This is a genomic window from Pseudomonas sp. F-14 TE3482 (genome assembly GCF_053629455.1).
This window is the reverse complement of the sequence record NZ_JBRJII010000001.1, coordinates 2,236,457-2,248,535: the sequence shown is the minus strand read 5'-3', so window position 1 is coordinate 2,248,535 and position 12,079 is coordinate 2,236,457. Positions and strand designations below refer to the sequence as shown.

10 protein-coding genes and 1 pseudogene are annotated in these 12,079 nt (G+C 59.4%); 6 read left to right on the top strand and 5 right to left on the bottom strand.

The features are described 5' to 3' along the window. Window positions 1-60 precede the first annotated feature (60 nt). Together AB7M26_RS10160 and AB7M26_RS10155 are read right to left on the bottom strand one after the other, a co-directional pair. Window positions 61-747: pseudogene (locus tag AB7M26_RS10160) on the bottom strand (PAS domain-containing protein); the annotation flags it as partial. Window positions 748-955: 208 nt separating this feature from the next. Then, complete coding sequence (locus tag AB7M26_RS10155; protein ID WP_123501349.1) at window positions 956-2,269, bottom strand: MFS transporter; 1,314 nt, start codon at window positions 2,267-2,269, stop codon at window positions 956-958. Between the two features lie 236 nt (window positions 2,270-2,505). On the opposite strand from AB7M26_RS10155, the gene AB7M26_RS10150 reads away from it, so the two are divergent. Together AB7M26_RS10150 and AB7M26_RS10145 are read left to right on the top strand one after the other, a co-directional pair. Then, on the top strand, window positions 2,506-3,678 hold the full coding sequence (locus AB7M26_RS10150; RefSeq protein ID WP_123501335.1) for a hypothetical protein: 1,173 nt from the start codon (window positions 2,506-2,508) through the stop codon (window positions 3,676-3,678). A gap of 180 nt (window positions 3,679-3,858) precedes the next feature. Next, window positions 3,859-4,383, top strand: a complete 525-nt coding sequence (locus AB7M26_RS10145) for an SET domain-containing protein-lysine N-methyltransferase (RefSeq protein ID WP_123501337.1) — start codon at window positions 3,859-3,861, stop codon at window positions 4,381-4,383. Between the two features lie 6 nt (window positions 4,384-4,389). Here the strand turns inward: AB7M26_RS10145 and can are convergent, their stop codons facing one another. After that, window positions 4,390-5,034 carry a carbonate dehydratase gene (can, locus tag AB7M26_RS10140; protein WP_052965823.1) on the bottom strand — a complete coding sequence of 215 codons (645 nt, stop codon included), beginning with the start codon at window positions 5,032-5,034 and terminating at the stop codon, window positions 4,390-4,392. A 183-nt stretch (window positions 5,035-5,217) separates the two neighbouring features. On the opposite strand from can, the gene AB7M26_RS10135 reads away from it, so the two are divergent. Beyond that, the gene (locus AB7M26_RS10135; RefSeq protein ID WP_429374880.1) at window positions 5,218-5,622 is read left to right on the top strand and encodes a serine kinase/phosphatase; all 405 of its coding nucleotides are present in this window, start codon (window positions 5,218-5,220) and stop codon (window positions 5,620-5,622) included. Between the two features lie 120 nt (window positions 5,623-5,742). On the opposite strand, the gene rimI is transcribed toward AB7M26_RS10135, so the two are convergent. Both rimI and AB7M26_RS10125 read right to left on the bottom strand, forming a co-directional pair. Continuing rightward, window positions 5,743-6,195: a ribosomal protein S18-alanine N-acetyltransferase gene (rimI, locus tag AB7M26_RS10130; RefSeq protein WP_123501339.1), complete on the bottom strand. Its 453-nt coding sequence runs from the start codon at window positions 6,193-6,195 to the stop codon at window positions 5,743-5,745. Then, window positions 6,188-6,928 carry an energy transducer TonB gene (locus AB7M26_RS10125; protein WP_123501340.1) on the bottom strand — a complete coding sequence of 247 codons (741 nt, stop codon included), beginning with the start codon at window positions 6,926-6,928 and terminating at the stop codon, window positions 6,188-6,190. Before AB7M26_RS10125 ends, rimI begins: the two co-directional genes overlap by 8 nt. 206 nt (window positions 6,929-7,134) lie before the next feature. Between AB7M26_RS10125 and mksB the strand changes: the two genes are divergently transcribed. Genes mksB through mksF form a run of 3 tightly spaced genes read left to right on the top strand, consistent with a single transcriptional unit; the run spans window position 7,135 to window position 11,940 of the window. Further along, window positions 7,135-8,412: an Mks condensin complex protein MksB gene (gene mksB / locus AB7M26_RS10120; RefSeq protein WP_185022262.1), complete on the top strand. Its 1,278-nt coding sequence runs from the start codon at window positions 7,135-7,137 to the stop codon at window positions 8,410-8,412. Continuing rightward, window positions 8,402-9,103 carry an Mks condensin complex protein MksE gene (gene mksE / locus AB7M26_RS10115; protein WP_123501343.1) on the top strand — a complete coding sequence of 234 codons (702 nt, stop codon included), beginning with the start codon at window positions 8,402-8,404 and terminating at the stop codon, window positions 9,101-9,103. The genes mksB and mksE overlap by 11 nt, the downstream gene beginning before the upstream one ends. Continuing rightward, complete coding sequence (gene mksF, locus AB7M26_RS10110) at window positions 9,100-11,940, top strand: Mks condensin complex protein MksF (RefSeq protein WP_123501344.1); 2,841 nt, start codon at window positions 9,100-9,102, stop codon at window positions 11,938-11,940. The genes mksE and mksF overlap by 4 nt, the downstream gene beginning before the upstream one ends. The last annotated feature ends 139 nt before the right edge of the window (window positions 11,941-12,079 follow it).

The window sequence follows — 12,079 nt, the reverse complement described above, 5'->3', positions numbered from 1 at the left end:
GTCGGTTTGCAACGAGGTGCTGTAGGCGATGTTGGCCGCTTCGGCGACGGCCTGCTCCTGATTGACCTGATCGGTTATCACCGTAGCGAATTTCACCACTTTGTAGAGCTTGTTGTTGGCGTCGACGACTGGGTTGTAGGAAGCCTCCAGCCAGACCACGCGACCGTGGCTATCGATACGCTTGAAACGATCGGCCACAAATTCGCCGGCGTTCAAGCGGCGCCAGAAGTTCTGATACTCGGGGCTGTTGTATTCCTCTGGTTCACAGAAGGTGCGGTGATGTTTGCCCTGGACCTGCGCCAGACTGTAACCCATGCCGTTGAGAAACCGCTCGTTGGCCGTCAGCACGTTGCCATTGAGGTCGAACTCGATGACCGCCGTCGAGCGCACTAGCGCGCCGATCAGGTTCTCATGTTCACGAGACGCCTCGATGGTGCGGGTCAGGTCGCTGGAGTAAATCGAGAAGTGTTTGATCCGGCCATCCCCGGAGCGCACCGGCTGCATGATCGACCGCAGCCAGGCTTCGGCACCAGTGCCCCGCAATAAACGAACCGTGCCGGCAAAATGCTCGCCACGGGTCAGTGCAGTCTTGAAGCGGCGGTGGAATTCGTCCGACTTCACATGAACCGGGACGATGTCTTCGATGTGCCGGCCGTCCAGTTCGTTGCCCTTGTAGAGCATTTCACCCATGAAGTTCTGGTTGGCCGATTGAATCCTGCCATCGGAATCAAGGGTCAGGACCAGCATCTCGCTGTCCAGGCTCTCCTTGACTTGCTGAAGGCTGGAGAGTTCTTCGCGAAGAGCCGACAGCTCCTGCTTCAAGCGTTTGTTGAACATGGGAGGCACCGACGGACAGGGATAAAAAGCTGCATACAGCCTAGCCATCGGCCTTGGGGATATTTTCTGAAGAGTGTTTCAGGGTTGTCCTACAAAAATAGTGGCAACACGAACACCTTTATACCGCGCCGGCTACCGAACAGCGCCCAATTCGCGGTACTCGCGCGCCGAAATACGCCGCGCTGCTGATGCCCACCGCCCCCATCACTGCGCAGAAAATCACACAAATCCACGGACTCCACGGCATCAGACCGATCAACAACAGCGGTGTGACGCTGGCCCAGGCGGCGTAGGCAATGTTGTAGGTAAAGGAAATCCCCGAGACGCGAATCCGCGCCGGAAACAGGCTGACCATCACCGACGGCACTGCGCCGACTACCCCGCAAGAGAGGCCTGCCACTGCATAGGCCAGACCGAGCCATTGGCCTTCAATGATCAGGCAGGTGTAGAGCACGCCAATACCCAGAGGCAGCAGCAGGCTATACAGCATCACCGTGCGCCAGGCGCCGATGCGATCGACAAGCAGCCCCGCGAGCACACAGCCGATGTTCAGAAACACGATGCCCAAGGCACTCAGGGCGAAGGTATGACTGGCGGTCATGCCGAAGGTTTTTTGCATCATGGTCGGGGTAATGACCACGAATACCACCACGGCCGAGGTCAGCACGCAGGTGAGGATCATCGCCGGCAGCATCGCCAGGCGGTGCTCCCGCAGGACCGTGCGCAGCGGCAGTTCCACAGTAGCCTCGCGTTGGGCCTGCATCGCAATGAATACCGGGGTTTCACTGAGCCAGCGACGTAGCCAGACACCGATGACGCCAAACACACCGCCCAACAGAAACGGGTAGCGCCAAGCGTAATCAAGAATTTCCGCCGGGGTGAACGTCTGTGCCAGAAATGTCGCCGTCAGGGCTCCGATCAAGTAGCCGAAGGTCAGCCCCGCCTGCAGGAAACCGAGGGCATAGCCGCGATGCCCGACCGGTGCATGCTCGGCCACGAACACCCAGGCACTCGGCACTTCACCGCCTACCGCCGCGCCTTGCAGGACCCTCAGGCCCAATAGCAACAACGGTGCGAAATAACCGATCTGGGCGTAGGTCGGCATGATCCCGATCAGCAGACACGGCAACGCCATCATCAGGATGCTCAGGCTGAAAACCTTCTTGCGCCCCAGTCGATCGGCGAAATGCGCCATCAGGATCCCGCCCAATGGCCGCGCCAGGTAACCGGTAACGAAAATCCCGAAGCTTTGCAGCAGACGCAGCCACTCAGGCATTTCGGGTGGGAAGAACAGTTGACTGAGGGTCAGCGCGAAAAATACGAAAATGATGAAATCGTAGATTTCCAGCGCACCGCCAAGGGCTGCTAGCCCCAGTGTTTTGTAGTCCGAGCGGGTGAAGGGCGCCGGGCGCGCATCTGTGTTGGCAGTCATGGAAAAGAACTCTGGCAGGCAAAAAACCAAGGCGCCCATGGTCTACGCAAATGCGCTTGTGGACAACCCGCTAGCCCAGGATCCCAATGCCACCTTACTGCTAGCGCGTACTTTCAAGCATGAAGGGCACTCTTGGACTGGCATTCTTTTCAGATGGGTACTAGACCGCTCGACACAAGTAGTTTCAAGATGTACCCGCCCTGCCTCCGAGGGCTCACGCTGAAAAGGATCTGAGCATGTTCAAACTCGCAGGACTCACCCTGGCCGCACTCACCCTGAGTGCCGCCGCTCACGCTGATGTCGATCTGAATCTGGGCAGTACCGAACGCGTTACCCGCCTGTTCGCCTACCCCAACAACTGCAACGTCATCTGCTATCGCAACTGGACACTGGAACAGACCGTCGAGCACTACCTGACGCAAAGCGTACAACGCGATGGCTACAACACCGCAAAAGTAGTGGTCAAAACCGACAACAAGCAGCTCTACGCCACTATCAGCGGTGTGCCCAAAGGCTATGACAAGCCACTGAACGCATTGCTCCAGGCTGGGGATTTGGCTTACAACGGCGCCAGCAAACTGAGTGCCGATGGCAAATGGACCTACAACTGGTACTTGTTCCTGCCGCTGGGCATGGCGCTGGAAAATCGCAAAAGCGTCGAATTGCTGCACTTCCCGCCGGATTACTCGCTGACCCTGGCCCAGGACTACCTGGAGTCCAAGACGACCGACCGTTGGGCCACGCTGCTGACTGCCAACGGCATCCCCGCCGACCAGACACCGGGCTATCAGACCATCATCGACATCGCGCCGATTGCCGCGCCATCCAGCGCCGGTAAGGACCTTGAAGGCGTCTACGACTACTTCAAGGATTACCAGACCACCATGGTCAAGGAAGTCAGCCAGAACGCCAGTGGCGCAGCATTGCCAATGGTCGCCTTCGGCGCACCGGTGCGTAACTGGATCAAGCAACAATACGGGCCGACCGTAGACGTCCTGGGTCTGGCAACCATCAGCCCGAGCGAGGGTGTGAAAGTACCAGTACTGGGTTCCAATCACCCGAGCTACATCTGGTACGCCGCCGACCCCGAGGCCTATAGCGGCAGCGATGCCCAGGCCAAGGCGGACGCTGCAGGGCTGAAAGTCATGGGCCAGGATTTGAGCGCCGCGTGCTGGCAGGCCGGGATGGGCAGCAAACCGGGCACTGACCCTACCGTTCAGCTGAAAAGCTGTACTCAAACCTGGCAAGTGACCCAGAAAGAAAAAACCTGCGAACTGTTCTACACCTCGATCCGCAACCTGACGCCTGAACAGGCCGTGGCCAAATGCGCAACAACGACGGTCAAATCCCAGCTGAAACAGCTGAAGAGCCCGTCTCTTGCGACCTCTGCTCCTGCCCCGCACTTGTAAACGATGAAAGTCTTTCCCGCGTGAGCCATGGCTGACGCGGGAAAGAGCCTTTTTCGCCTGTCATATTTGACAGTAGACTGATGGTTTCATTTGCGAGAGTCTTGGGGCATACCCATGTGCTGCAGGGCTGACAGGATGTCAGTAGACGGCGGTCGTAGCACTCGACTGACAAGGATTGTTATGAGAGCTCATGCAGAACAGGCAATACCCCCACCGCCATCAAATGGCATCTATCCGTTTGTAGAGTTGCCCCTTCGCCTTGGATTCCCCTCCAAAGACGACTTTGAAATCATCTGCAACACTCAGGGATCGGCAATAGCTGTCATGGCACTGCGCGAGTTCCCCCGCATCAGCCGAATCTGCAGGGTTTCTGGACATCTGTTGCCCTATCGCTGCCGACACACCCGGCAGCTGGCGCCAGGCATCCACGTCTACGATCCGCGCTTCTGCGGTCTACTGAACCACTCCTGCGACCCCAACGTCTTTCTCGACATGAGCGAACTGTGGATATGGGCGCTCAAGGACATCAAAAAGGGTGACCGGCTGACGATGGATTTCGCCGCGACAGAAGACAAGCTGCTGCGGCAGTTCGCCTGCCGCTGCGGTTGTCCGTCCTGCCGTGGCTGGATCATCGGCTATGACGAGTCGCCGAACGCCAATGGCGAACAGTTTTTTCAACACTGGCGTCGACGAAGTCTCATCTAAAAGGCTTTACAACGCCTCGACCGGACGCAAACGGTACTGCGGTGGTAACTGTTCGAAACCGCTGATGGTGGCGTTCAGGCTTTTCCAGCGTCCATCCTTGATGCCATAGATGCAACCATGGATCGACAAGCTCTGCCCGCGGTGCCAGGCGTTTTGCACAATGCTGGTATGACCGACGTTGGCCACCTGCTGAATCACATTGAGTTCGCAGAGGCGGTCGACCCGCTCTTCTTCGGTGGACAACTTGGCCAGTTCGTCGCGCTTTTCATAATAGAGATCGCGAATCGAGCGCAGCCAGCCGTCGATCAGGCCCAACTGACGGTCCTGCATCGAGGCGCGTACACCGCCACAACCGTAGTGGCCGGTGACCAGGATGTGTTTGACCTTGAGTACATCGACCGCGTATTGAATCACCGACAGGCAATTGAGGTCGGTGTGCAGTACAACGTTGGCCACGTTGCGGTGCACAAACAGATCGCCCGGCAGCATGCCGACGATTTCATTGGCTGGCACGCGGGCATCGGAGCAACCGATCCACAGGTATTCCGGGGTTTGTTGACGGGCCAGCTTGGCGAAGAAATCAGGATCTTCCTGGGTGATCGCGTCGGCCCAGCGCTCATTGTTATCAATCAGATCTTGTAATTCGTTCATGCAATGAAGCCTCGATAATGATGCGCTGGTTTGACAGACAACCGTCTGTCCGGGTCACGCGCAAGATGCAGATCCCCCATGATGCCCTGATGCATTTAATGGCTATCCGATGCTCCATGCCGGTGGAATTCTCGCAAGCCCAGTGGGTCAACTGTAGTAAGGCCTACAGTATGAGGGAATGCCATGACTGATTCACGACGTCCGTTCGATAAGGCGCAACCCGAGCCCATCGACGACAACGAAGACCGCATGGGCTCAGTGCATGAGCTGGATTTCGACGAGGAAGAACCGGGCACCAGAATCGGCGACCTGATCCCCGAACGCGAGCGTGCGCAGAAGATGTCCGACGAACGCGTCCGTGAAGCTGGCATGACCGGAGGCTCGACCAATGACCATGAGTCCACCGACGATGACATGAGCCCGGAAACCCTGATCCGTGAAGACGGCGCACGGGATGCCCACGAAGAGGGTGAAGACGGCCAGGCGGATTGGGATTTGAGCATTGTCGATGAGGACGACATCGGCGGGGGCAATGGGTTGGACGAAGCAGAGATGGCGCAGCGCGATCCAATGGATGGCAAGCGTTGATCTACAGATTTGACCGGATTCCAACGCAGGAGCTGCCGAAGGCTGCGATCTTTTGATCTTTTGTTGCCGCGACATGGAAAGATCAAAAGATCGCAGCCTTCAGCAGCTCCTACAGGCGTATCAGTCAACTAAGGTGCAGGCCATGACGACCGCATCTTCGCGCCCGCCAACAGCGGGGTAGTAATCGCGCCGACGTCCGATTTCGTTGAACCCATACCGCTCATACAACCGAAATGCCGCCCGGTTGCTGTCGCGCACTTCCAGAAAACATTCCCGTGCCTCTGCCTTGCAGGCAATCGACATCAAATGCTCCAGCAGCGTCAAACCCAGGCCTCGGCCCTGATTTTCCGGTTTGACGGTGATGTTCAGCAAATGCGCCTCGTCGAGAATGATCTGCACCACCCCATGACCGACCTGCTGCTGCCCTTCGAACATCAGCCAGATCTGGTACTTGCCCAGGCCATCGAGAAAAATCCCGCGGGTCCAGGGGTGGCTGTAAGCCGCGTATTCAATTTTCAGTACAGTGTCCAGGTCCGCCTCGGTCATCGGGCGGAACGATACAGCGTCACTCATTCGATTCTTTCCAGCGCGCCATCAGCCGACGCATGGCTTGCCAGACACCAGCCTTACGCTGTGGCTCTTCCATTAATAATTCCAGACCCGGCAGGGCCCAGACCGAACCCAGGCCTTCGACCTGAAGTTCACGGTTGAAGGATTCGGCGTTCGCCTCACCGGCAAAACGCACCGCCGGCAAGCCGATCAGCCACAGGCAGACGCATGGAGCATCTTCGAGACGGGCCGACAGAAAGCCTTGTACGAAATCCCGAGCCGCTTCCGGCCCTTGATCCATGGTGCCGCGAGCCAGCAGTGGCCAGCGCACCGGCTCGCCGACGATCTGCGGGCTGTCCGGCAGACCGGCGGCGCGCAGCATGTCCTTGAGCAAAAGATAGGCAGGATCGCGGGTCTGGAAGCTTTCGCCTGTGGGTAACTCCACCAGCAACAGGCAACGACCTGTGCGCAGCAATTGAAGGGCGAAACGCGGTGGCGGCACGACCGGCGCCTTGATCGCGACCGGGGCCTCCTCTTCTTCGACCTTGGCGTTCGTGCGGGTGCTGGCCAACGATGGCCGTGGCACTTCGATTTTTACCCGTTCGGCCGGTTTGACCACGGGCTCCATCGGTGCCTCGGCCACGGGAGCCGGCGCAACCGGGGTGACGACCAATGGCTCGGGCATCTCCAGCAGTTCGGGGCGCGAGGGCGCAGCAAAGGGCAATTCGGTGCGCGGCAGCCAGTTGACCACCTGCATGGCGGTCAAATAAGCGCGGCGACGGGACTCGATAAGCAAAGGTCGGCCACTTGTGGATAACTAAAGTGCAGTGATTCTACCGCCCTTCGCTCAAGATCGCCCGCGCTTGATCGATAGAAAGCCAACTGTCCGTCCCGAGAGTGAATCGCAACGGGCGTGATGCAGTACAATCGCGACTTTTAATCGCCAACCAGCCGGCCATTCCGATGATCGAACCCAAGCGCGTCTTGCGCGCCCTCGCTGAACACTGGGCACTTCTGGAGCCACTGTGCGAGCACTTCGACCAAGGCACCCTGAGCCTCAACGAACTGCGCACGCAACTGGCCGCCCAGCAACTCGACAGTACGCCACAGGACATCACCAGCCTGCTCGACGTGTGGATCCGCCTCGACATTCTGGTTCCCGTGGCGAAAAGCCCGAACCGTTTCGAGCTCAACGCGCAGATCCACGATTTCCTCGCTTACCTGCGCCGTGAGCACCGTCTGGGCCTGTGCCTGGAAATCGAAGCCTATTTGCGCCATCTCGAGCGCCTGGCCGGTTACATTCAGGACGCCTTCGACATTCGCGACGGCAACGATCTGGCGCGCCAATTGCGTCTGCTCGACATGCGCGTGCGCGATGTGCTGAAAAAACTCGACAACGACGAACAGGCGTTGGTGGCCGTCGCCGAACGGGCGAAAACCAGCGATCGGCAGATCCCGCTGCGTCAGCGCTACGCTGAAGTGCTGGCGACCTGGGACGAATACGTCGAGCCGATGATTGAACTGGTGAACGCCGACGGCGCCTTCGAACAAGGCGTGCGCAAGGTCGAAACGGTCCTGCTGAAGATGCTCTCCGAACAGCAGCGCCTCGGCCATCTGGTTGACGACGACATGCTGCTGCGCACCCACGCACGCATCCTCGAAATGCAGACCAGCGCCCAACTGACGCTGCGTCATGCCCGTGAACTGCTGCTGCCGCTGCGTGAAGAAGCCCGCCGGCACAACGCCGTGACCCGTGGCGCGGCGCTGGCCTTGTCGGCCATTCGTCGTAAAGGCATCGATGCGGTACCGCAAGCCGCGATGCCGATGTTCACCCGGCCGCAAAGCACCTTCCTCGGCAGCGCCAGTCAAGTCGAAGCCTACGTGTACGCCTTGGCCCGTTTCGAACCAAAACCGGCGCGTTTCCCCAAGGCCCACAAAACGCAGAAAGGCGAAGCGCCGCGCGCGCCACGTACGGTTCGGGAAATGCTCGAACGTTGCGAAGACGCCCTGCCGATGCCGGACCTGATGACCTGGCTGCTGGAGCAGGAACCGGACGGCGCTACCGACGAATTGCTCTACTGGTTCTCGCGCCTGTCGCGGGAGAAGCGCTTCACACGCGAGCGTCTGGAACGCCGCGATTACCATACTCATGAGCATCAGGTCAGCCTGCGCTCCTTCGCCCTGCTCTCGGCCCGCGACACCGCCGCCGAGGATTCTGCGAGCATCCCACATGCATCTTGATCTATCCGAACTGTCCCAACTGGCGCCGATCTTTCGCGAGCTGTTCAAGGGCTACCACGTCAGCCGCCGCGACCCGGAGCTGTACGCGCAATTGTCGAACTTCCAGGACCAGTACCGCACGCTGTTCAAGGCACTGGGCTTTGAACTGGTCTGCGACACCCGGGGTTTCTATTACTTCGTTCCGGACCTGGCTGCGGCGGCAGTAAACAAGACCGCGCAACGTCTGGCGCTGTTTACCTTCATCCTTGTCGAGCATCTGGCCGATCAGGGCCGCGACCCGGTCGCCGTGCTGGATGGGGGCAGCCTTGGCCGCGATGAATTGCCATCGCTGCTGGAGAAGTACCGCGACCTGTTCATCCAGGCAGAAGTGCAGACCGTCGAAGAACTCGAAGAAAAAATCATGCGCCGCATGACTCAGCTCGGTTTCGCCAGCGAAGAAAACGGCGTTTACCGTTTTCTGCCGCCGATGCATCGCTTCCTTGATGTCTGCCTGTCGGTTCAGCAGGACCGTGATCTGGCGGCCAGCCTGCACAGCGTGTTGCCATTGCCGGTCCCGGTGCTAATCGATGACGACAGCGACGAGAAGCTGCTGCAAACCGATGATCCGCTAGACCTCAGCGACTTCGAAGAAGAAAGCGAAGAAGACGCCCTGGCCCGCGCCATTGCCGAAGAACAGGAGACCGACGCATGAGCAAGGAACGCTACGGCATTCGCCGCTTTGCCCTTTTGAACACCGCCGGTTACAGCCTCGGCCTGTTCCCGCTGGAAGAGCCGCTGTCGGTTTACGGGGCGAACAACCTCGGTAAATCCGCATCGATCAACGCCTTGCAGTTCCCGATTCTGGCGCGCATGTCGGACATGAGTTTCGGCAAGTACAGCCTGGAACAATCCCGTCGGTTCTACTTCGCCTCGGACACCAGTTACATCCTGGTGGAAGTCTCCCTGCCCCACGGCCCACACGTGATTGGCGTGGTCGGACGCGGCCCGGGCGGCGGTTTCGGTCACCAGTTCTTTGCCTATGCCGGCAAACTCGATCTGGCCCATTACCAGAAAGACGATACCTGCCTGCGGCAGAAAGAGCTGTTCACCAACCTTGAGCGCGAAGGCCTGAAAGCCTATGAACTCAAGCCGGATGAACTGCGTCGTTTGCTGGTGGGCGGTCACACCTCGATTCCGCTGGACCTGACGCTGATCCCGCTGCGCTCCACCAGCGAGCAGAGCCTGAAGACCTTCCGCGCGCTGTTCATCAACTTGTTGCACATGCGCGAAATCACCGCGGCCAAACTCAAGCAGCTGTTCCTCGATGCCTTCGAACACAGCCTGCGTTCCGGCAGCGTCGATTACATCGCCGCGTGCGAGGAAGCCTTCCGTGATGTTCGCCGCATGGAGCAGGACTACAACTCGCTGGTCGCTGCCGGCCCATTGGTTGAAGCCTTGGCCAACGGCGTGAAACAGCGGGACATCCTGCGCGGCAAACTGCATCGCCTGTCGCCGCTGCTCGACTCCCTGCTCGGCACCTGGTCGGACTACGCCAGTGCGCGCAAGGAAGAACTGACGATTCAGGCCGAGCACTACCGCAACGAGCAGGACGCGCTGCAAAACGATCAGCGCGGCGGCACTCAGGAGCTGATGCGTCTGGAGCGGGAAATCACCGGCATCCAGCGCTGGCTCGGCGAGTTGTCGGTGCTCAAGCATCGCTTCGCGCTGGTCGATGACGTCAAAGTCCTCGAGCAGCAACTGCTCGCCGCCAAGGACGCGCACGACGAACTGGCCGGTGCGCTGGCCCAGTCGCGGCAGTTCAGTGCCGAAGACCTCGAAGAGCGTCTGCGGGATCTGGAAAAACGCCTGAAGTCGGTCAAGCAACAACTCGATCACGCCGACAACAACAGCTACGCCCGTTTGCGCGAAGAGTTTTCGCAGCAGGACGTTGAGCGCCTGATGCGCCTGTTCAACAGCGCGTTGTTCAGCCTGCCGTTGGGCGAACACGGCATTACGCTCGACGAGGACGGTCAGTGGGTCAAATCCATGGAACTGATCCTCGATGGCTTCAAAGGCGAGCGCTTCGAAGTGCCGGGCCTGTCCATCGATATCTCGCACATCGAGCCGCCAGCCCTGCAAGCCCTGGCTGACCGCGCGGCGCTGCGCGATCAGAAAGACCGCCTGGAAAAAGAACTCAAGCAGCTGAAAACTCAAGCTGCCGTGGCAGCCGACCGCGCGGCCAGCAAGACCCAGACTGAAGCGCTATACCAGCAAGTGCTGGATGCGCAGAAAGCCCTGGAAGATTTCCGCCGCGCGCAAACCCTGAGCGCCGAGGAAGGCGACAAGCTTGAGCAGTTGGCGCAGATGGAAGCTGCTCAGGATGAATTGAAGCGTTCCAGCGATGCCTTCACCGAGCGCGTCCAGCAACTGTCGGCCAAGCTGCAACTGGTCGGCCGGCAGATCGGCGATATGGAAGCCAAGCAACGCACCCTCGACGACGCCCTGCGCCGTCGTCAGCTGTTGCCGGCGGACCTGCCATTCGGCACGCCGTTCATGGACCCGGTCGACGACTCTATGGACAACCTGCTGCCGTTGCTCAACGACTATCAGGACAGCTGGCAAGGCCTGCTGCGCAGCGACGGGCAGATCGACGCGCTCTATGCTCAGGTTCGCCTCAAGGGCGTGGCCAAGTTCGACAGCGAAGACGATATGGAGCGTCGCCTGCAACTGCTGATCAACGCGTACGCCCACCGCGCCGACGAAGCCCTGACTCTCGGCAAGGCCCGTCGTGCAGCCGTCACCGACATCGCCCGGACCCTGCGTAACATTCGCAGCGACTATGACAGCCTCGAACATCAACTGGCGCTGTTCAACCGCGAGATCAACAAGCGTCAGGTCTCCAACCTGCAAAGCTTCCGCATCGTGCTCGCGCCGAACAAGGAAGCGCTCAAGCACATTGACCAGATCATCCACAGCGCCGGTCAGTACGAAGAAGGCGAAACCCTTTCCGTCTTCGACCTGAGCCAAAGCGCCGATCAAGACAACAAGAACGAAGAGGCCAAGGAATACCTGGCGCGGCTGGTGGCGGCGAACCACAACCAGCTCGGCCTCAAGGATCTGTTCGAGCTGGCGTTCGAGATCACCAAGGTCAACGGTCAGCCGGTGATCCACACCGACATCGACGGCGCGGCGTCCAACGGCACCACCATGACCATCAAGGCGCTGACCAACATGTACTTGTTGCTGCACTTGATGGACCGCGATCAGGCCGGTCGCGTGCGCCTGCCGTACTACCTCGACGAGGCGGCGGACATCGACGAGAAGAACCAGGCAGCACTGCTGGAAACCAGCCTGCAATTGGGTTTCGTGCCGATTCTGGCGAGTGTGAAGCCGCAAGTTTGCGCCAGTGTCGCCATCGACCTGGAAGGCGGAAGCGGCCCGAACGGCATTTACATCGACGAGGCGGACTGGAAGTACATTCGTCGCCACGATGAAGTGAAGGCAACCGTTGTTGTACAAGCTGATGAGCCAGAGCTGGATGCGGTCTGACGCTTAAACCGAAGCCAAAAAAAAGGCCGCGATCCAAATGGATCGCGGCCTTTTTGTTTGTGGGTGCATTCTTGAAATTTTGAGTGGACTTGAGGGCCTCTTCGCGGGCAAGCCTGCTCCCACAGGGTTTTGTATTGAA

Excerpts from the sequence above, each read along its gene's own strand:
- AB7M26_RS10155 (WP_123501349.1), bottom strand. The coding sequence starts at position 2,269 with ATGACTGCCAACACAGATGCGCGCCCGGCGCCCTTCACCCGCTCGGAC.
- can (WP_052965823.1), bottom strand. The coding sequence starts at position 5,034 with ATGAACGAATTACAAGATCTGATTGATAACAATGAGCGCTGGGCCGAC.
- mksB (WP_185022262.1), top strand. The coding sequence starts at position 7,135 with ATGATCGAACCCAAGCGCGTCTTGCGCGCCCTCGCTGAACACTGGGCA.
- AB7M26_RS10125 (WP_123501340.1), bottom strand. The coding sequence starts at position 6,928 with ATGCAGGTGGTCAACTGGCTGCCGCGCACCGAATTGCCCTTTGCTGCG.
- AB7M26_RS10135 (WP_429374880.1), top strand. The coding sequence starts at position 5,218 with ATGACTGATTCACGACGTCCGTTCGATAAGGCGCAACCCGAGCCCATC.
- mksF (WP_123501344.1), top strand. The coding sequence starts at position 9,100 with ATGAGCAAGGAACGCTACGGCATTCGCCGCTTTGCCCTTTTGAACACC.
- rimI (WP_123501339.1), bottom strand. The coding sequence starts at position 6,195 with ATGAGTGACGCTGTATCGTTCCGCCCGATGACCGAGGCGGACCTGGAC.
- AB7M26_RS10150 (WP_123501335.1), top strand. The coding sequence starts at position 2,506 with ATGTTCAAACTCGCAGGACTCACCCTGGCCGCACTCACCCTGAGTGCC.
- AB7M26_RS10145 (WP_123501337.1), top strand. The coding sequence starts at position 3,859 with ATGAGAGCTCATGCAGAACAGGCAATACCCCCACCGCCATCAAATGGC.
- mksE (WP_123501343.1), top strand. The coding sequence starts at position 8,402 with ATGCATCTTGATCTATCCGAACTGTCCCAACTGGCGCCGATCTTTCGC.